Genomic DNA, 18,998 nt, shown 5'->3' on the forward strand with positions numbered 1-18,998 from the left:
AAAGGTCCGATGGGCATCGGACCTTTTATTGTGCACAGAAAAGGCCAGCCTCGCTTGAGACTGGCCTTTCTGACAGATGCTTACTTACTCGCGGAACAGCGCTTCGATATTCAGCCCCTGCGTTTGCAGGATTTCACGCAAACGGCGCAGGCCTTCAACCTGAATCTGGCGAACACGTTCACGGGTGAGGCCAATTTCACGACCTACATCTTCCAGTGTTGCCGCTTCGTACCCCAGCAAACCGAATCGACGTGCCAGCACTTCACGCTGTTTGGCGTTCAGCTCGAACAGCCATTTGACGATGCTCTGCTTCATATCGTCATCTTGCGTGGTATCTTCCGGACCGTTCTCTTTTTCATCGGCCAGGATGTCCAGCAACGCTTTTTCGGAATCACCACCCAGCGGGGTGTCTACCGAGGTAATGCGCTCGTTAAGACGAAGCATACGGCTGACGTCATCAACTGGCTTATCCAGTTGCTCTGCGATCTCTTCCGCACTTGGTTCATGGTCCAGCTTATGGGACAACTCACGTGCGGTTCGCAGGTAAACGTTCAGCTCCTTTACGATGTGAATCGGCAAACGAATAGTACGGGTTTGGTTCATAATCGCCCGTTCAATCGTCTGGCGAATTCACCAGGTTGCGTATGTTGAGAAGCGGAAACCACGTTCCGGGTCAAACTTCTCTACCGCGCGGATCAGCCCCAGGTTGCCCTCTTCGATAAGGTCCAGCAACGCCAGACCACGATTGCCATAACGGCGGGCAATTTTTACCACCAGACGCAAGTTACTCTCGATCATCCGGCGGCGAGAGGCGACATCTCCACGCAGTGCGCGACGCGCAAAATAAACTTCTTCTTCGGCCGTTAACAGTGGTGAATAACCAATCTCACCAAGGTAAAGCTGAGTCGCGTCCAACACTCGCTGTGTGGCTCCCTGCGATAACAGTTCCTCTTCGGCCAAATCGTTATCACTGGGTTCCTCTTCTACTAAGGCCTTTTCGTCAAAAACCTCAACTCCGTTCTCATCAAATTCCGCATCTTCATTTAAATCATGAACTTTCAGCGTATTCTGACTCATAAGGTGGCTCCTACCCGTGATCCCTTGACGGAACATTCAAGCAAAAGCCTGGTTCCGCCGATTTATCGCTGCGGCAAATAACGCAGCGGGTTTACGGATTTCCCCTTGTAACGAATTTCAAAATGCAAGCGTGTTGAACTGGTTCCGGTGCTACCCATGGTTGCTATTTTTTGCCCCGCCTTCACTTCTTGTTGTTCCCGGACCAGCATTGTGTCGTTATGGGCGTAGGCACTCAGGTAATCATCATTATGTTTGATGATAATCAGATTACCGTAGCCGCGCAGCGCGTTACCGGCATAAACAACGCGGCCATCTGCGGTCGCGATAATTGCCTGTCCTTTGCTGCCTGCGATATCAATCCCCTTGTTGCCCCCCTCAGAAGCGCCAAAGGTTTCGATCACTTTGCCCTCAGTCGGCCAGCGCCAGGTGGAGATAGGCGTACTGGTTGATGTACTGCTGACAGTTGGCTCGGTTGTGCTTGCTGTTGGTACCGTTACAGGCGCTGTGACCGTGGTCGCAGCTGGCTTGTTGTTCGGCAACATTTTGTTAGCACTCTGTTCACCCGAAGATTCAGAATACGTAATTGTCGGTTGCGACGCAACAGCAACGGTGGAATTTTGTGCAGGCTTGATCACAACTCCTTGCTCTGCTGCGTCGGCCTGGGTAATGGCATTTCCGCCAGTGATTGGCGTACCGGAAGCATTACCCACCTGCAAGGTCTGACCAACGTTCAGCGCGTATGGTGCCTGAATATTGTTGCGCTGAGCAAGGTCACGGAAATCGTTGCCAGTAATCCAGGCGATATAGAAAAGTGTGTCGCCTTTTTTCACGGTATAGGTACTGCCGCTATAACTGCCTTTCGGAATGTTCCCATACTGACGGTTATAGACGATGCGTCCGTTTTCCATCTGTACCGGCTGCTGAGCTACTGGCTGCACTGGCTGGATTTGCGGTTGCTGGGCTGTAGACGTCGTCCCCATTTTCGGCGGCGGCGTAATCAACATACCAGAATTGGTATTTGCAGGCGCATTGCCATTAACGGAGCTGACCGGTGCCGGTGGATTTGAAGTGTCAGAACAGCCTGCCAGCCATAGCGAAACCAGTGACAAAGCCGCAATGCGGCGAACGGTGAATTTTGGGCTTCCCGCGCTCATTTATCCCCCAGGAAAAATTGGTTAATAACCAGTGACATAATTACCGTGCAAGGCACCCTACTGAACACTGGAAAAGATGTTCACGATACGCTGACCTGCGGCAAAATAACCAGGAAAAATCCAGGTATTTCCTCACGTTTTAAGCCAGCTCCCCCTTCACTAAAGGGACAAAGCGCACGGCCTCCACGGTATCGATAATAAATTCGCCTCCCCGACGACGCACCCGTTTCAAATACTGGTGCTCCTCCCCTACGGGTAAGACGAGAATCCCGCCTTCGTCCAGCTGCGTCATTAGCGCAGTTGGAATTTCCGGCGGTGCCGCCGTAACAATGATAGCGTCAAACGGCGCGCGTGCCTGCCAACCTTGCCATCCATCGCCATGACGGGTTGAAACATTATGTAAATCAAGATTTTTCAGGCGGCGACGCGCCTGCCACTGCAAACCTTTAATCCGTTCGACCGAGCAAACATGCTGGACAAGATGCGCCAGGATTGCCGTTTGATATCCCGAACCGGTGCCAATTTCCAGCACCCGCGACTGCGGCGTCAGCTCGAGTAATTCGGTCATTCGCGCCACCATATACGGCTGCGAAATTGTCTGCCCCTGACCTATCGGCAAGGCGATATTGTCCCAGGCTTTTTGTTCAAACGCTTCATCAACGAATTTTTCACGCGGCACGGCAGCAAGTGCATTCAGCACCTGCTCATCCTGAATACCTTGCGCACGTAATTGATCCAGAAGTGCTTGTACGCGTCTGCTTACCATTGCGTGCCAACTCCCACGCTGTTTAACCAGTCTGAAACCACATCTTGCGCGCTATGCGCAGTTAAATCCACATGCAGCGGCGTGATGGAGACATAGCCCTCATCTACCGCAGCAAAATCGGTCCCCGGACCGGCATCACATTTACCGCCCGGCGGGCCAATCCAGTACAGCGTATTGCCGCGCGGATCTTGCTGCGGGATCACCTGATCTGCCGGATGTCGTGTACCGCAGCGCGTCACGCGAATACCTTTGATTTGATCCAAGGGTAAATCCGGAACGTTAATATTAAGAATACGTCCGGTGCGCAGCGGCTCTTTACACAGTGCGCGCAAAATTGAACAGGTTACCGCCGCGGCAGTGTCGTAATGTTTATGCCCGTCAAGCGAGACGGCCAGCGCCGGAAAACCTAAATGACGGCCTTCCATCGCGGCGGCTACCGTACCGGAATAAATAACGTCATCCCCCAGATTCGGCCCGGCGTTAATGCCGGACACAACAATGTCCGGGCGCGGACGCATCAGAGCATTCACGCCAAGATAGACGCAATCGGTCGGGGTTCCCATTTGCACAGCAATATCACCATTTTCAAAGGTAAACGTGCGCAGGGAGGATTCCAGTGTCAGAGAATTTGAAGCGCCGCTGCGGTTACGATCGGGGGCGACCACCTGAACGTCAGCAAACTCACGCAAGGCTTTCGCCAGCGTTTGTATACCGGGTGCATGTACCCCGTCATCATTACTCAGCAATATGCGCATAATCACCTGTTGTGTTGATAAGTTCCCTGACAACGCTGGTTGCAAAACTACCCGCCGGAAGCCAGAAACGGATCTCTACGGTGACGTCATCCCACCAATTCCAGCTTAATTGTTGCGGATACAGCAGCATCGCTCTGCGCGCGGCTTCAACTTTTTCGCGCACCAGTAAAGCTTGTAATTCAGTTTCTGCGGCGACAGCTGCTTGTTCGAATGCCAGCGCTTTACGCTGAGTTCCCCATTCGCCACTGCCCGGCAATGCGGCGGTTATCATCAGCTCTTTATCGTTGACGCGATGCTGTAATTCCGCCAGTTCTTCGGTGGTTGCTACAAACCAGCTACCACGTCCGGCTAATTGTAGCGCATCGCCGTCAACAACTTGATTAACGTCTGCTTTTTTGAGGCGCTCAGCAACAATCTGATTAAACAACGCACTGCGGGCTGCCGACAACCAAAAACTCCGTTTATTGCGATCGCGCACCGGAGTATTGGTTTGCGCCCAGCGCAGCGCGCCCTGCAAGTTGCTACCGCCAATCCCAAAACGTTGGGCACCGAAGTAGTTCGGTACACCTTTTACGCAAATATCGATCAGACGTTGTTCAACGTCATCGCGATTGCTCACTTCGCGCAGAACCAGGGTAAAGGCGTTACCTTTCAGCGCGCCTAAACGCAGCTTGCGCTTGTGCCGCGCATACTCCAGCACCTGGCAGCCTTCCAGTTGAAAGGCGCTCAGATCGGGCATTTCCTTGCCTGGCACGCGAGCGCATAACCACTGTTCCGTAACAGCATGTTTGTCTTTTTGCCCAGCGAAGCTGACTTCACGGGCATGAATTTTCAGGAATTTCGCCAGTGCATCCGCCACAAAACGGGTATTGCAGCCGTTTTTGAGGATTCTAACCAGAATATGCTCACCTTCACCATCAGGCTCAAAGCCCAAATCTTCCACCACCACAAAGTCTTCCGGATTGGCTTTCAGCAGCCCGGTGCCTTGCGGTTTACCGTGGAGGTAAGTGAGATTATCAAACTCAATCATTTTGTTGCCTTAATGAGTAGCGCCACCGCTTCACAGGCAATCCCTTCCCCACGTCCGGTAAATCCAAGTTTTTCCGTAGTAGTGGCTTTCACGTTAACATCATCCATATGGCAGCCGAGATCTTCGGCAATAAACACGCGCATTTGTGGAATGTGCGGCAACATCTTCGGTGCCTGAGCGATGATAGTGACATCGACGTTGCCCAGGGTATAACCCTTCGCCTGAATACGACGCCAGGCTTCGCGTAGCAGCTCGCGGCTGTCGGCACCTTTAAATGCCGGATCGGTATCCGGGAACAGCTTGCCGATATCCCCCAGCGCCGCCGCGCCAAGCAATGCATCGGTCAACGCATGGAGCGCCACGTCGCCATCAGAATGCGCCAGCAATCCTTTTTCGTAAGGAATGCGTACGCCACCAATGATAATTGGGCCTTCACCGCCAAAGGCATGTACGTCAAAACCGTGTCCAATTCGCATTATGTATTCTCCTGATGGATGGTTCGGGTGAGGTAAAACTCGGCCAGTGCCAAATCTTCCGGGCGCGTGACTTTAATGTTATCCGCACGGCCTTCGACCAACTGAGGATGGAATCCGCAATATTCCAGCGCCGAGGCTTCGTCGGTAATAGTCGCGCCTTCATTTAGAGCGCGCGTCAGACAGTCATGTAACAGCTCACGAGGGAAAAATTGCGGCGTCAGCGCGTGCCATAAGCCGTTGCGATCAACGGTATGAGCAATGGCATTTTTGCCCGGTTCGGCACGTTTCATCGTATCGCGCACTGGTGCGGCTAGGATCCCTCCCGTGCGGCTGGTTTCGCTCAACGCCAACAATCGCGCGAGGTCATCCTGATGCAGACAAGGACGAGCGGCGTCATGCACCAATACCCACTGCGCGTCGCCAGCGGCTTTCAAACCTGCCAGCACGGAATCGGCACGCTCATCACCGCCATCTACAACGGTGATTTGCGGATGATTCGCCAGAGGAAGTTGTGCAAAACGGCTATCGCCAGGACTTATGGCAATGACGACACGTTTCACCCGGGGATGCGCCAGCAGCGCATGCACCGAGTGTTCAAGAATGGTTTGATTACCGATTGAGAGATATTGCTTAGGACATTCCGTTTGCATTCGACGGCCAAATCCGGCCGCCGGAACCACGGCGCAAACATCCAAATGAGTGGTTGCCATGTTAATTCCCGGGCTGATTTATCGATTGTTTTGCCCCGCAGACTGTGCGCGCTTCGACGCGTCAGGCACCAGACGATAAAAAGTTTCGCCCGGCCTGGTCATGCTGAGTTCATTACGCGCACGCTCTTCGAGCGCCTCCTGGCCGCCATTGAGATCGTCAATTTCGGCAAAAAGTTGATCGTTTCGCGCTTTAAGTTTCGCGTTTGTAGCTTGCTGTGCCGCCACATCATCATTGACGCGGGTATAGTCATGTATACCGTTCTTACCGAACCACAGCGAATACTGTAGCCAGACCAGAATAGCCAGCAACAGCAGCGTTAGTTTACCCATCCTGCCCCCTGAAAAACGGCATCATCATCCCATGCATCCGAAGACGACTCTACATCCTCTGTTGGGGATACCGCGACAACGCGGGCAAATGTACCACATTTGTCCATTGTTACGTATACCTAGGGCGTGCAGAACATAATCTCATTATTAGTTACGGTTTGAATTATGAACAGAGGAGACAAGAAAGTACAAATTAGCCCAGTAGCCACATAAACAGTGCGCCAAACATAATGCCTACTGTCACCAGGGTGAAAACAATACTGTAGCGTAGCTTTCCGTCCATCAATGAATGCAGCGCAATCCCCACCACTACCGCGACAGGCATCAGTGCCAGAAAGAAAGGCCAGGTGTAGATAAAGAAGAACAGCGTGTTAGAGCCATAAATCAACATCGGCATCGCCAGCGCAAATAACCAGGAGATAAAACCGACCACGGCACCAGGTAGTGACCATGTGGTTTCTTCATCCTCAGTAAGGCTGTCGTTATTTGTTAGTGTAATGTTATGGCTATTACGCATATTTGATCCTGTTACTTTGACGAACCGGGCATGGAAACCCGGTGGTGTCTCAGGATCTGATAATATCGTTCTGTCTCAACAGATCTAATAATTGCTGTACCAAATTTGTTACTAATTGTTCACCATTGAGATGAATTTCTGCCGATTCAGGCGCTTCGTAAACGGAATCTATTCCCGTAAAGTTGCGCAGTTCACCGGCACGCGCTTTCTTATATAAGCCTTTGGGATCGCGGGCTTCGCAAATCGCCAGCGGCGTATCGACAAACACTTCGATAAAGCGCCCTTCTCCTACGCGTTCGCGAACCATCTGGCGTTCGGCGCGGTGTGGCGAGATAAATGCGGTCAGCACCACCAGTCCGGCTTCAACCATCAAATTCGCCACTTCACCGACGCGACGGATATTCTCTTTACGATCGGCATCGCTAAAACCGAGATCGCTGCATAATCCGTGGCGAACATTGTCGCCATCCAGCAGATACGTACTGACGCCGAGTTTATGTAACGCCTCCTCCAGCGCCCCGGCGACCGTTGATTTACCGGACCCAGAGAGGCCGGTAAACCACAGCACTACACCACGATGACCGTGGTGTAGCTCGCGTTGTTGCACAGTGACCGGATGGCTATGCCAGACGACGTTTTCGTCATGCAGCGCCATTATTTATCCCCCAGCAAATCGCGCGCGCCCCAGTGCGGAAAGTGGCGACGAACCAGGGCATTCAATTCCAGTTCGAATGCACTGAATTCAGATGACGCAACGGCGGCCTCGTTTTTCGGCTCATGCACCATACCGGCACCAACAGTCACGTTGCTCAGGCGATCGATAAAAATCAGCCCACCCGTCACCGGATTTTGTTGATAACGATCTAACACCAGCGGCTCGTCAAAAGTGAGATCCACGAGGCCGATCCCATTCAGTGGCAGGTTTTCAACTTCACGCTGGGTAAGGTTATTAATATCAACCGGATAGCGAATGCCATCAACACGCGCGCGCGTCTTCTTACCGGCAATTTTGATGTCGTAACTCTGGCCCGGGGAAAGCGGCTGTTCCGCCATCCATACCACATCCACCGACGCGCTCGGCACCGCCGGTAACGCTTCGTCTGCCGCCAGCAGCAGATCGCCACGGCTGATGTCGATCTCATCCGTCAGCACCAGGGTGATCGCTTCTCCGGCAAAGGCTTCTTCGCGATCACCATCAAAAGTCACGATCCGCGCGACGTTTGATTCCACACCAGAGGGCAGCGCTTTGACACGTTGCCCGACTTCCACGCGACCGGATGCCAGCGTTCCGGCGTAGCCACGAAAATCGAGATTCGGGCGATTAACGTACTGCACCGGGAAGCGCATTGGCTGGGCATCCACCACTCGCTGGATCTCCACGGTTTCCAGCACTTCGAGCAGTGTCGGACCGCTGTACCACGACATACTTTCACTTTGCGATGCCACGTTGTCGCCTTCCAGTGCAGAGAGCGGCACAAAGCGGATATCCAGATTACCCGGCAGCTGCCCGGCAAAGGTCAAATAATCTTCACGAATATGGGTGAACGTCTCTTCACTGTAATCCACCAGATCCATTTTGTTGATCGCCACGACCAGATGTTTGATCCCCAACAGTGTGGAGATAAAACTGTGACGACGGGTTTGATCGAGCACGCCTTTACGGGCATCGATCAGTAAGATCGCCAGTTCACATGTCGATGCGCCAGTTGCCATATTGCGAGTGTACTGCTCGTGCCCTGGGGTGTCGGCGATAATAAATTTACGCTTCTCGGTAGAGAAATAACGGTAAGCCACGTCAATGGTGATGCCCTGTTCGCGCTCAGCTTGCAGGCCGTCCACCAGCAGTGCCAGATCCAGCTTTTCGCCCTGGGTGCCGTGACGCTTACTGTCGTTATGCAGCGATGAGAGCTGATCTTCGTAGATTTGGCGGGTATCATGCAGCAGGCGACCAATCAGGGTACTTTTGCCGTCATCGACGCTACCACAGGTCAGAAAACGCAGCAGGCTTTTATGTTGTTGCGCAATCATCCAGGCTTCGACGCCGCCTTCATTGGCGATTTGTTGTGCAAGTGCGGTGTTCATCTTAAAAATACCCCTGACGTTTTTTCAGCTCCATAGACCCCGCCTGGTCGCGGTCAATCACGCGGCCCTGACGTTCACTGGTGGTAGAAACCAGCATCTCTTCGATGATCTCCGGCAGTGTTTGTGCATTTGACTCCACCGCACCGGTCAGCGGCCAGCAGCCCAGCGTACGGAAACGCACCATCCGTTTTTTAATCACTTCGCCCGGTTGCAGGTCGATACGGTTGTCATCAATCATCATCAACATACCGTCGCGTTCCAGAACCGGACGTTCCGCAGCGAGATACAGTGGCACAATGTCGATATTTTCCAGCCAGATGTATTGCCAGATATCCTGCTCGGTCCAGTTAGAGAGCGGGAAGACGCGGATGCTTTCACCTTTGTTAATTTGCCCGTTGTAGTTGTGCCACAGCTCCGGGCGCTGATTTTTCGGATCCCAGCGATGGAAGCGGTCACGGAAAGAGTAGATTCGCTCTTTAGCGCGGGATTTCTCTTCATCACGGCGCGCACCACCGAAGGCGGCATCAAAACCGTATTTGTTCAGCGCCTGTTTCAGGCCTTCAGTTTTCATAATATCGGTATGTTTCGCGCTGCCGTGTACGAATGGATTAATCCCCATCGCCACGCCTTCCGGGTTTTTATGCACCAGCAGCTCGCAGCCGTAGGCTTTAGCAGTACGATCGCGGAACTCATACATCTCGCGGAATTTCCAGCCGGTATCGACATGCAGCAACGGGAAAGGCAGCGTACCTGGATAAAACGCCTTGCGCGCCAGATGCAGCATGACGCTGGAATCTTTACCGATAGAGTAGAGCATCACCGGATTTGAGAATTCTGCCGCCACCTCGCGAATAATGTGGATGCTTTCCGCCTCCAGTTGCCGCAGGTGAGTAAGTCGTTTTTGAGCCATAACCGTTCCTTTGCAATACCGCTATTTTCTTGCCATCAGATGTTTCGACTATAGGGAGCGTAAGAGAACGAATGAAATTACCAATTAGAATGAGTAGTTCCTTAACGGAATAACGATTTGGCAAAGCTAATATCAAAAAGTGCTTAAGGCACCGGATTTCGGGCGTTTAGGAAGATTTGAAATTGTTTTAGCGCAGCGGCAGTTTCATACTATGGCGGTAAAAAAATTTGCATGGTATTTAAGGACTCACTATGTTTTCCGCATTGCGCCACCGTACCGCTGCCCTGGCGCTCGGCGTATGCTTTATTCTCCCCGTACACGCCTCGTCACCTAAACCTGGCGATTTTGCTAATACTCAGGCACGACATATTGCTACTTTCTTTCCGGGACGCATGACCGGAACTCCTGCAGAAATGTTATCTGCCGATTATATTCGCCAACAGTTTCAGCAAATGGGTTATCGCAGTGATATTCGGACATTTAATAGTCGGTATATTTATACCGCCCGCGATAATCGTAAGAGCTGGCATAACGTGACGGGAAGTACGGTGATTGCCGCTCATGAAGGCAAAGCGCCGCAGCAGATCATCATTATGGCGCATCTGGATACTTACGCCCCGCTGAGCGATGCTGACGCCGATGCCAATCTCGGCGGGCTGACGTTACAAGGAATGGATGATAACGCCGCAGGTTTAGGTGTCATGCTGGAATTGGCAGAACGCCTGAAAAATACGCCTACCGAGTATGGTATTCGATTTGTGGCGACCAGCGGCGAAGAGGAAGGGAAATTAGGCGCTGAGAATTTACTCAAGCGGATGAGTGACACCGAAAAGAAAAATACGCTGCTGGTGATTAATCTCGATAACTTAATTGTTGGCGATAAATTGTATTTCAACAGCGGTGTAAAAACCCCTGAAGCAGTAAGGAAATTAACGCGCGACAGGGCGCTGGCAATTGCGCGCAGTCACGGAATAGCCGCAACGACCAATCCGGGGTTGAATAAAAATTATCCGAAAGGCACTGGGTGTTGTAATGACGCAGAAATATTCGACAAAGCGGGCATTGCTGTACTTTCGGTGGAAGCGACTAACTGGAATCTTGGGAATAAGGATGGTTATCAGCAACGCGCAAAAACAGCCGCATTCCCTGCGGGAAATAGCTGGCATGACGTAAGACTGGATAATCAACAGCATATTGATAAGGCACTTCCTGGAAGAATAGAACGTCGCTGCCGTGACGTTATGCGGATAATGCTACCGTTGGTGAAGGAGCTGGCGAAGGCGTCTTGATGGGTTTGAAAATGGGAGCTGGGAGTTCTACCGCAGGGGCGGGGAATTCTAAGTGATATCCATTATCGCATCCAGTGCGCCCGGTTTATCCCCGCTGGCGCGGGGAACACACTAAGCATACATAACTGTTTTTAAACAAATTTATTCCGCATCAACAATCTACCAACTAAATTAAAACATTTCCTTATTTTTAAAGAACGGATAACTTATTGATTATCAACAGGAAGAAAAGAAACCAAACGTAACCCATCCAAATCCACCGGAATACGTCTGTTTTCTCCCCAGGTCTGAAATTCAAAACCCGACTCGGTATTGGTCGCCCAGGCCATCACCACATTTCCGCAACCAGCCAGTTGGGTAATTTGCTGCCAGATCATCTCCCGAATACGTTTTGATGTATCACCAACATACACACCGGCACGCACTTCCAGTAGCCAGATTGCGAGCCGTCCACGTAAGCGTGGCGGGACATTTTCTGTAACAACCACGACCATGCTCATCAGCCGCGTCCTCGATGACCGCTATCGCCCAACGTTTCAGGTTCGGGGATGGCTGGCGGTAACATATCCGGCGCAGGTTGTGGCGGTTCAATTTCACCTGCGGCAAGGACTTCCTCAATTAACGGTATTAATTTGCCCGTTAACTTAGTGCTACGGAAAATATCACGACAGGCTAATCTGACTTCTTTATCAGGTTCTGCGGGTTGCCTCGCCGCTATTTCAAATGCCTTTGGTACAACCGAATCAAATTTAATGATATCGGCTATGTCATAAACAAATGAAAGCGGTTTGCCACTATGGATAAACCCAATAGCGGGCGCATATCCCGCGGCTAATACTGCCGCTTCAGATATACCGTACAGACATGATGTAGCAGCACTGATGCAGCGATTCACAACATCGCCTTTTTCCCAGTCTTTAGGATCGTATTTGCGACCATTCCATTTCACACCATATTGTTTCGCCAGTAATGCATACGTCTGGCGAACGCGAGATCCCTCAATTCCACGTAGCTGCTCCACTGAACGGCGAGCTGGCGGTGGCTCACGAAAACGTAATTCATACATTTTGCGCACCACCTTCAGACGTAGATCTTCCGTTAAAGCCAGCTTTGCCTGGTAGAGTAACTTATCAGCACGCGCCCCACCGGGTTGTCCGGAAGAGTAGACGCGAACACCCGCTTCACCGACCCAGACCTGTAGCGTCCCCACCGTGGCGGCCAGATGCACCGCCGCGTGGGAAACTCTCGTTCCCGGTTCGAGCATAATGCAGGCGACCGATCCCACCGGAATGTGCGTGCGGATCCCGGTTTTATCGATCAGCACGAAAGCGCCGTCCAGTACGTCGATTTGCCCGTACTGGAGGAAGATCATAGAGGTGCGATCTTTTAACGGGATCGGGCTCAGCGGTACAAACGTCACGCCTCTGCTCCGGGTTTGATCAGCATCAGACCACAGCCGAACGCGCGGCTTTTGCCATACCCCTGACTGAGACGTTGCAGAAATAACCCGGGATCGGTGACCGTAAGCATCCCCGTATAATCCACGCTACTGAACTGGATCAGTTGCCGGGAGTTTTCCCGCCGCAGTTGCTGTTGTCGGTAGGCATCAACCGAGATATCCAGCAGTGTAAAACCACTTCTCTCCCCCTGCGCTGCCAGCCAGTCCAGCGCCGCCTGTTGTTGATGCAACCAGACATCACTTCCTTCCGCCTGCCCCCTCACCTGCCGTTTCGCCTCCATCAGCAGATCGTGGCGCTTGCCCGCTTTACAGATTGTTGGATTCGCCCGCAGGTTGAAACAAAGTTGTTGTCCGGTACACAGCTCGGGCGCAAATGACCGGCATTCTATGGTGAACGTATCACTTTCCGCCGGGCGTTCCTGCGACAGTACAAAAAAGCGAAACGCGCCCTGGAGTTCTTCCCGACGATAAAGAAATTGCCTTTCTTTGCCGCTAGGGAAGAGATCCCACAGCCACTGATGCATCACATATTCACCGCGATCCACCAGATGCAGCAACTGCGCAGGCGAAAGCTGGCCGGTATGTAAGGTTATTCTTGAGAGGTACATGGTTCCTCCTTGCTGAGCCACGGCCCCTGATTGACGGTGCGTTCCCCAAACAGCCACTGCTGACGATTTAAAGGAACATCCCGGCGGCGTAATATTTTGCTCGCGACCAGGCCGTCGTGTTTCCCTTCCCACCAGCATTCATCCTGAAGTTTCGGGAGTGAAACTTTCAGTTTATGGAAATGATCCTGATACTGTTGGTATGCATTACATAAGGCATCACACGCGTTGCCTTCGAGCAGTAACGGCGCAAGAGGTAATGCCAGCGGATGACTTTTTCGCCCCAGATAAAGCGGAAAAACTGGATGGCGTAAACCGTCCTGCAACTGTTCGAGGCTGTAAGGCGCATCGGCTGTTGTTGCCACCGCCACCATCCACCAGGCATCGGTGTAGTAGTCGCGCCGGGAGATAATCGCGCTCAAAAGCTCAGGGTCGCTCAACTCTTCGCGACGGCTGAAATAACGTGCTTTACGCACCTCTTTTGGCATCTGGACCGTGTGATAATCCCGTGCCCAGCGCGGGTTACGGCTGGCGCAAACCACCAGTGAATAGTGGCGATTAAACGCGTTTAAGCGTTCGGTATCATCACGCCGGATCCCTACCCCGGCAGCCAGCAGCCCCAGCAATGCTGAGAGCGAAGGCAGTTCATGGGTATGACGCACTTCGCCGGGGGCATCGACGCCCCAGGATGCCATCGGCCCATGAAGCTGAAAAATCAGATATTGGCTCATAAGCCGCCCCTTACGCGCAGATAAAGTCCAGCACGTCCTTCATGCTTCCCTGTTTGTTCATCACGTCAAAACTTGCGTAATCGGTCTTCTGTTCGTAGACCGTATTCATATTTTCGCGAAGAGTTGTAATACGCTGCACCGCCACCTCTAACTGACGGGTGCCATTAATGGGTTCATAGAAAGCTGCCGCCAGAGAACGCGGTTGATCGGTGCCTTTTTCTGCCAGCGCCCAGGAGGCATAAGCCCGGCTGGCAAAGCTGTTTTGTTTACCGGTTGGGGAGACTTTAAGCGCGGCTTCCGTAAAGGCGCGTATGGTCTGATTAGCTAACGCTTCGTCACCGCCGAGGTTTTCTACCAGCAGATCTTTATCAATGCAGATAAGATATAGGTGTAGAACAGCGCAGAACCGAATCCGGTTTCATCTACATGACCGGCACCGGCATCTTCAGAAGCCTGGCGTAAATCATCTACGGCGGTGAAAAAATCATTTTCGACAATCGTTTCACTGACACCAAACGCATGCGCGACCTGGCAGGCGGCTTCTACATTAAACCCGGGTTTTTCGCCAGCATACGACCAAACATAGCGATATCTACCGCCATACGGTCTTTACGTAACAAAGCGAGATCTTTCTCTTTTGGCGCGCGCTTTTCTTCTGCCAGTTGATGGGCCAGCGCTTTTACGGCGTCAAATTCTGCCGGGCTGATATGGACGAGCTGTTCAGTTTCGGCGCTAGTGAGCGGATCTTTTGGTTTTTTGTCGTTTTTTTGTTTTTTGTCTTTTTTGGCTTTCCCAAGATAATCGGCTATCTCTACTGCCCATTCGATGGCTTTTTTATCTTCGATTCCTTTCTCAATCAGGATAGTTGCCGCCTCACGCGCAATACGCCCGCTACGAACACCAATATGGCCCGCCAGCGCCTGTTCAAAAAGTTCAGAAGTGCGCCAAGCACGCTTCAGACTTTGCGAGGAAACGCGCAGACGCGTTGCTCCACCCAGAATCACAGTTTTCGGAGAGCCGGAATCATCACGGTTAAGATTGGCAGCAGGGTAAGCGGTTAACAAATGAAGCTGAATAAATGTTGTCATGAGATAGTCCTTTATTAATTTTGTTCGTTATCGGCGTCGCCAGCCTGGTAATATTCCAGCGCCCAGCGCCCAGCGCCCAGCGCCCAGCGCCCAGCGCCCAGCGGATACGGATAAATTCTGTTGGTCGCTGCTGGCGGCGGTGATGATTGAGCAGGTCATCGCTCTCCTGGCACCAGCGGAAGACCCCCTCTTCTAGAGAGTCAAGATTGACGGAACCGTTTAATAATTTGACCGCACGGCGTAACTGCCGCAATAAATCATCCGGCGTTTTTACTGCCAACAAACGAGTAAACCGCCCCTTTTTCATTACCGCCGCCAGTTGCGCGGCAAAAGGCTGCCGTTCGTCAATAGCTTTAACATTGGCGCTAACTGCTGCTATCAGCGCTAGTGCGGTGATACGCCACTCGGGTTCATCCTGCCACTTTATTTGTCTGTTCTTAAGAAACAGGCGAAATCCATCCGTCAGACAAACATCATTAACCGTCGTACTACGCCGCAGACTGGCACGCTCGCCGCGTTTATCCTGCAACTCTTCATGCCATTTACGCAGCGCAACTTTATGCTCATCTTTTACAATACTCATTCAGCAGCCTCCTGCTTTTTCTCCCTGGCGGCGTTAGCATTTTGCTTCTCCGCTGATGTTGTAAAATATTTCTTGCGTGCGGTCATGACGCGTTCCAAATCAACGGGCTCATATGGATTGGTAAAGACACGATCGTCAAAATCCTGACGCGCGAATAACCACATTTCCTTTTGCCATTTACTGAGTAATTCGTCCGGATCCTGACCTTCTTCAATTTTGCGCACTAATCTCAGGAATCGATGCTGAGTTTTGTTCCAGAAGTCAATATCCACAAAACCGAAATCAAGCTTTGTGGTTTTCTTCTCAGAGAACCATGCTTCTTTCAACGCTCGGTGTAACAAGCTTAGAATGTGTGATGCCGCTTGCGCTGCCAGACGCAACTTAGGTATTAGGTCTTCTTTTTTGTTTAACAACAGCGGGAAATGGTGTTCATACCAACAACGAACCTTCATATCTTCAAAATCAAAACCAAATCCCCATAAGCCCACCCTTGTCTGCTTTAGATTGCTGGCATTCAAAAGTTTCACGACCTGTGCGGGGAGTTCAGTATTGTTTTTTGAGTTACCTACCTCTATGAGGCCTAACCAGTCGCGCCAGATTAAACCACCAGGTTGTGGTTTAACTGAGTAAAAATCTCCACCCTCTTTAAGCGGCAGACGGTAAGGTGTTAGAGGATGGCGCCACATGACGTATTGAACACCATAGTTTTTGAGTGACATCAAGCCCAAAAGAGCATCGCTCTGCCTACCGCAAATGTCGCAGTTACCTATTGAGGTTGTCTTAAAATCAATACGTATACGTCGTGGCATTCCCCAGTAGGCCTGAAGTTTATTGACTTGTTCATCCGTTACCACAGCACCGTCCAGTTCGCTGGTACGCGTCGGTGCAAGCCAAGGAAAGACCAGGTCATCAAAGGTTTTTGGTAAAGGTAAATCGGCTTCATCTTGCGGCATTACGTTTAGCCACAGCTTTCGCCACAAAGGGGTTTGTTGATTGCCCTGATACTCCAGCAATTCTATAAGTGTCGTCAGAGGCCCTCCGCCACGTAGCCCAGGATAGTAACCGCGTCCACCTATAGGTGCATTCAACTGGATTGAAAAAAGCGCTAAAGGCACACAATGCAGGCACAGATGCTGAGTTGTGTCTCGCTTAATAAAATGGTCTGTATTTCGTTCTTTTGTTTGTTTTCCTGGTGCGTCAGGAAGAAGCGAAGCAATAAAAGTTGCCTTAACTTTTAATTCATCAAAATCCTGCATAAATGAAGGGGAATCTGGCCCAAACTGAAAAGCATGTTCTAAAGACAGCAATGCTTCCCTTAGCTTTTCAGCTTCCAGTCCGTCTTCCCAGATATCATCCCAACTACGTTGATCTTTTGGCGCGAAGCTGGTTTGTAGTAGCCCCAGCAAAAACTGCCAGGCCGCCCCCTGGAGATCTGCCCGCGGCGCAGCGATATCGACAACATTTTCATCAGCCAGATCGACTGGTGCCAGTTTGCCTGTCGTTCCGTCTTTAAAACGAACGGGCAACCACGGGGTTGTCAGAAGTGAAAACGAGTTCATACGCATCCTCTCGTAAAAAAGACCATCCCAGGTCGGTTGTCCATCCTTCCATCCTTTTCTGTATATCAACTATTCAGAGAGTCTTGTCGCAGACATCTCAACCAACCTTGCCAATCAATCCCTCCCTGGCCGAATACCCGCAACTTTCGTCATCGGTGACTAAAATCACGTTTGCCATTTCCGGATCTTGCCGCTGTTCAACGCACCACTGCCTGAACGCATCCCCTTCCAGTAAAGAAAACTCATCCCGATGTTTTTTCCACCAGCTTCGGCGCACTCTGACAACGCTCATTTCCCATGCGTGAGCACCGGTGGCATAAGGCTTCACCACACCGTCAATACAGGTAGCCAGCCACAGGGAAACAGACTCTTCAGCCAGACGTGTCGACAGTTTTTCCGGAAGGTAATCGTTGATATTGGCGGCATAGCCGAGCCTGAAGTTCAGCACATACTTTTTAGCCCTTGCGCGATCACAGTAATATTTGCCCACTTGCTCCTGCTCGCTGCGGGCAAATCCTTCCGGCATTACCACGTCCTCACCGTAAACTGATTCAATAAGAAGCCGGGCTGCGTGCGGCATCTGAATAGCGCCTTGCTCACGCAGCACACGCTGCGTCAGCCAGATTCGCCCATGATCGGGATAGACATATGCACTGTTACGCATGGCACTGCCGAACCATTCGTCACCAGGAGCGTCATCCCAGACGGGGGCCAGAATCAGCAATTCAGGGGGGGAACGCTCGTCTTTTCCGTCACGCTTTAACTGACCATTAATATCGCGGATATGCCGCTGTAATCGCCCCGCTCGCTGGATTAGCAAATCAATGGGGGCCAGGTCGGAGATCATTTCGTCCAGGTCAATATCCACGCTTTGTTCAATTACTTGTGTACAAACAATGACTTGAGACGCTCTCTGTAAACTACAATATTTACCAAAGCGTGCCAGCGTTTCCGTTTCAATTCGCTGGCGATCGCTAAAAGCAAAGCGGCTATGAAAAAGTGAAAGGCTGGAAGCAGGAATGACGCCGCGGGCAAGCAGCTGACGATACACCTGAATAGCGTCATCAACAGAATTCCGAATCCAGGCGATGCATTTCCCCTGACTTACCGCCGATTCGATACGCGCAATACACTCTTGTTCACTATGGAGCCAACCCACGCTCACGCTACGTTCAACTTCTTTGCGCGTCGCTACCCGGTGCGAATGTACATCGGTTTTCGTGACATGCGTCAGCCAGGGGTAATCATCTTTTCCCAGGAGTGGGGCTTCTTGCTGGCCCTCTGCACCACGCGCAAAGGCGGCGACGAGTTTGTCGCGCTGCTGTTGAGATAACGTAGCAGAAAGCAAAATAACGCTGTTTCCGCCACGCGCCTGCCGCTCGATCAGCCCTTCAAGAATGCACGACATATAAGCGTCACAGGCGTGGATCTCATCAGCCAGCAGGATTTTGTTACTCAGCCCCAGAAGCCGCAGATTATTATGTTTAAACGGCATCACTGCCATCATCGCCTGATCCAGGGTGCCGACGCCAATTTCAGCCAGCAACGCCTTCTTGTTACTGTCGGCAAACTAGGCCGCACAACCCTGGCTGAAAGCTTGTTCATCCGGTTCTTCTGACCCGATTAAATCACCGGACCAGAGTGATTCATTAAAGCAGGTAATGCTGCCAACTTACTGATTTAGTGTATGATGGTGATTTTAAGGTGCTTGCGTGGCTTCCATTTCCATCAGATGTCCTTCCTGCTCCGCTACTGAAGGCGTGGTGCGTAACGGCAAAAGCACTGCCGGACATCAGCGCTATCTCTGCTCTCATTGCCGTAAAACATGGCAACTACAGTTCACTTACACCGCCTCTCAGCCCGGTACGCACCAGAAA

General features: G+C 51.6%; 18 protein-coding genes and 4 pseudogenes. 2 read left to right on the plus strand and 20 right to left on the minus strand.

The features are described 5' to 3' along the window. Positions 1-84: 84 nt before the first annotated feature. The 12 genes and pseudogenes from rpoS to cysD form a co-directional block, all read right to left on the minus strand. Positions 85-1,077 (minus strand): annotated as a pseudogene (gene rpoS / locus BHE85_RS19760) (RNA polymerase sigma factor RpoS). Between the two features lie 62 nt (positions 1,078-1,139). Continuing rightward, positions 1,140-2,186 carry a murein hydrolase activator NlpD gene (gene nlpD, locus BHE85_RS19765; RefSeq protein ID WP_306308696.1) on the minus strand — a complete coding sequence of 349 codons (1,047 nt, stop codon included), beginning with the start codon at positions 2,184-2,186 and terminating at the stop codon, positions 1,140-1,142. Between the two features lie 184 nt (positions 2,187-2,370). Beyond that, positions 2,371-2,997 (minus strand): protein-L-isoaspartate O-methyltransferase, encoded by a 627-nt coding sequence (gene pcm, locus BHE85_RS19770; protein WP_000254708.1) that lies wholly within the window; start codon positions 2,995-2,997, stop codon positions 2,371-2,373. After that, positions 2,991-3,752 carry a 5'/3'-nucleotidase SurE gene (gene surE, locus BHE85_RS19775; RefSeq protein ID WP_001295182.1) on the minus strand — a complete coding sequence of 254 codons (762 nt, stop codon included), beginning with the start codon at positions 3,750-3,752 and terminating at the stop codon, positions 2,991-2,993. The genes pcm and surE overlap by 7 nt, the downstream gene beginning before the upstream one ends. Further along, positions 3,733-4,782 (minus strand): tRNA pseudouridine(13) synthase TruD, encoded by a 1,050-nt coding sequence (gene truD / locus BHE85_RS19780; RefSeq protein ID WP_000568919.1) that lies wholly within the window; start codon positions 4,780-4,782, stop codon positions 3,733-3,735. The genes surE and truD overlap by 20 nt, the downstream gene beginning before the upstream one ends. Beyond that, complete coding sequence (ispF, locus tag BHE85_RS19785; RefSeq protein ID WP_001219242.1) at positions 4,779-5,258, minus strand: 2-C-methyl-D-erythritol 2,4-cyclodiphosphate synthase; 480 nt, start codon at positions 5,256-5,258, stop codon at positions 4,779-4,781. The genes truD and ispF overlap by 4 nt, the downstream gene beginning before the upstream one ends. Further along, on the minus strand, positions 5,258-5,968 hold the full coding sequence (gene ispD / locus BHE85_RS19790; protein WP_000246138.1) for a 2-C-methyl-D-erythritol 4-phosphate cytidylyltransferase: 711 nt from the start codon (positions 5,966-5,968) through the stop codon (positions 5,258-5,260). The genes ispF and ispD overlap by 1 nt, the downstream gene beginning before the upstream one ends. Positions 5,969-5,986: 18 nt before the next feature. Next, positions 5,987-6,298 carry a cell division protein FtsB gene (gene ftsB, locus BHE85_RS19795; protein WP_000517476.1) on the minus strand — a complete coding sequence of 104 codons (312 nt, stop codon included), beginning with the start codon at positions 6,296-6,298 and terminating at the stop codon, positions 5,987-5,989. A gap of 193 nt (positions 6,299-6,491) precedes the next feature. Beyond that, on the minus strand, positions 6,492-6,815 hold the full coding sequence (locus tag BHE85_RS19800; protein ID WP_001246104.1) for a DUF3561 family protein: 324 nt from the start codon (positions 6,813-6,815) through the stop codon (positions 6,492-6,494). Between the two features lie 49 nt (positions 6,816-6,864). After that, positions 6,865-7,470: an adenylyl-sulfate kinase gene (gene cysC / locus BHE85_RS19805; RefSeq protein WP_001173673.1), complete on the minus strand. Its 606-nt coding sequence runs from the start codon at positions 7,468-7,470 to the stop codon at positions 6,865-6,867. Beyond that, entirely contained in the window at positions 7,470-8,897 is a 1,428-nt protein-coding gene (gene cysN / locus BHE85_RS19810) for a sulfate adenylyltransferase subunit CysN (protein WP_001090342.1), read from the minus strand. Before cysN ends, cysC begins: the two co-directional genes overlap by 1 nt. A 1-nt stretch (position 8,898) precedes the next feature. Further along, the gene (gene cysD, locus BHE85_RS19815; RefSeq protein WP_000057623.1) at positions 8,899-9,807 is read right to left on the minus strand and encodes a sulfate adenylyltransferase subunit CysD; all 909 of its coding nucleotides are present in this window, start codon (positions 9,805-9,807) and stop codon (positions 8,899-8,901) included. 251 nt (positions 9,808-10,058) lie between these two features. On the opposite strand from cysD, the gene iap reads away from it, so the two are divergent. Then, a complete protein-coding gene (gene iap, locus BHE85_RS19820; protein ID WP_000490426.1) occupies positions 10,059-11,096 on the plus strand; it encodes an alkaline phosphatase isozyme conversion aminopeptidase in 1,038 nt (345 codons plus the stop codon). 206 nt (positions 11,097-11,302) lie between these two features. On the opposite strand, the gene cas2e is transcribed toward iap, so the two are convergent. The 8 genes and pseudogenes from cas2e to cas3 all read right to left on the minus strand — a co-directional run. Next, on the minus strand, positions 11,303-11,596 hold the full coding sequence (gene cas2e / locus BHE85_RS19825; protein WP_000063176.1) for a type I-E CRISPR-associated endoribonuclease Cas2e: 294 nt from the start codon (positions 11,594-11,596) through the stop codon (positions 11,303-11,305). Further along, on the minus strand, positions 11,596-12,516 hold the full coding sequence (gene cas1e, locus BHE85_RS19830; protein WP_000144870.1) for a type I-E CRISPR-associated endonuclease Cas1e: 921 nt from the start codon (positions 12,514-12,516) through the stop codon (positions 11,596-11,598). Before cas1e ends, cas2e begins: the two co-directional genes overlap by 1 nt. Continuing rightward, positions 12,513-13,163: a type I-E CRISPR-associated protein Cas6/Cse3/CasE gene (gene cas6e, locus BHE85_RS19835; protein WP_000281470.1), complete on the minus strand. Its 651-nt coding sequence runs from the start codon at positions 13,161-13,163 to the stop codon at positions 12,513-12,515. The genes cas1e and cas6e overlap by 4 nt, the downstream gene beginning before the upstream one ends. Further along, entirely contained in the window at positions 13,145-13,891 is a 747-nt protein-coding gene (cas5e, locus tag BHE85_RS19840) for a type I-E CRISPR-associated protein Cas5/CasD (RefSeq protein WP_000085042.1), read from the minus strand. Before cas5e ends, cas6e begins: the two co-directional genes overlap by 19 nt. Before the next feature lie 10 nt (positions 13,892-13,901). Next, positions 13,902-14,979: pseudogene (gene cas7e / locus BHE85_RS19845) on the minus strand (type I-E CRISPR-associated protein Cas7/Cse4/CasC). 14 nt (positions 14,980-14,993) lie between these two features. After that, positions 14,994-15,562: pseudogene (casB, locus tag BHE85_RS19850) on the minus strand (type I-E CRISPR-associated protein Cse2/CasB). After that, complete coding sequence (casA, locus tag BHE85_RS19855) at positions 15,559-17,121, minus strand: type I-E CRISPR-associated protein Cse1/CasA (RefSeq protein ID WP_001084089.1); 1,563 nt, start codon at positions 17,119-17,121, stop codon at positions 15,559-15,561. The pseudogene casB and the gene casA overlap by 4 nt, the downstream one beginning before the upstream one ends. 97 nt (positions 17,122-17,218) lie before the next feature. Then, positions 17,219-18,775, minus strand: a pseudogene (cas3, locus tag BHE85_RS19860) (CRISPR-associated helicase Cas3'); the annotation flags it as partial. 58 nt (positions 18,776-18,833) lie between these two features. Between cas3 and BHE85_RS19865 the strand changes: the two are divergent. Next, positions 18,834-18,998: IS1 family transposase (locus BHE85_RS19865; protein ID WP_047664789.1), on the plus strand; the 165-nt coding region annotated here is incomplete at its 3' end.

The sequence above is a fragment of the Shigella sp. FC1567 genome, assembly GCF_001743015.1.
In the GTDB taxonomy this organism is placed as follows: Bacteria; Pseudomonadota; Gammaproteobacteria; order Enterobacterales; family Enterobacteriaceae; genus Escherichia; species Escherichia coli.

Excerpts from the sequence above, each read along its gene's own strand:
- pcm (WP_000254708.1), bottom strand. The coding sequence starts at position 2,997 with ATGGTAAGCAGACGCGTACAAGCACTTCTGGATCAATTACGTGCGCAA.
- surE (WP_001295182.1), bottom strand. The coding sequence starts at position 3,752 with ATGCGCATATTGCTGAGTAATGATGACGGGGTACATGCACCCGGTATA.
- truD (WP_000568919.1), bottom strand. The coding sequence starts at position 4,782 with ATGATTGAGTTTGATAATCTCACTTACCTCCACGGTAAACCGCAAGGC.
- ispF (WP_001219242.1), bottom strand. The coding sequence starts at position 5,258 with ATGCGAATTGGACACGGTTTTGACGTACATGCCTTTGGCGGTGAAGGC.
- ispD (WP_000246138.1), bottom strand. The coding sequence starts at position 5,968 with ATGGCAACCACTCATTTGGATGTTTGCGCCGTGGTTCCGGCGGCCGGA.
- ftsB (WP_000517476.1), bottom strand. The coding sequence starts at position 6,298 with ATGGGTAAACTAACGCTGCTGTTGCTGGCTATTCTGGTCTGGCTACAG.
- BHE85_RS19800 (WP_001246104.1), bottom strand. The coding sequence starts at position 6,815 with ATGCGTAATAGCCATAACATTACACTAACAAATAACGACAGCCTTACT.
- cysC (WP_001173673.1), bottom strand. The coding sequence starts at position 7,470 with ATGGCGCTGCATGACGAAAACGTCGTCTGGCATAGCCATCCGGTCACT.
- cysN (WP_001090342.1), bottom strand. The coding sequence starts at position 8,897 with ATGAACACCGCACTTGCACAACAAATCGCCAATGAAGGCGGCGTCGAA.
- cysD (WP_000057623.1), bottom strand. The coding sequence starts at position 9,807 with ATGGCTCAAAAACGACTTACTCACCTGCGGCAACTGGAGGCGGAAAGC.
- iap (WP_000490426.1), top strand. The coding sequence starts at position 10,059 with ATGTTTTCCGCATTGCGCCACCGTACCGCTGCCCTGGCGCTCGGCGTA.
- cas2e (WP_000063176.1), bottom strand. The coding sequence starts at position 11,596 with ATGAGCATGGTCGTGGTTGTTACAGAAAATGTCCCGCCACGCTTACGT.
- cas6e (WP_000281470.1), bottom strand. The coding sequence starts at position 13,163 with ATGTACCTCTCAAGAATAACCTTACATACCGGCCAGCTTTCGCCTGCG.
- cas5e (WP_000085042.1), bottom strand. The coding sequence starts at position 13,891 with ATGAGCCAATATCTGATTTTTCAGCTTCATGGGCCGATGGCATCCTGG.
- casA (WP_001084089.1), bottom strand. The coding sequence starts at position 17,121 with ATGAACTCGTTTTCACTTCTGACAACCCCGTGGTTGCCCGTTCGTTTT.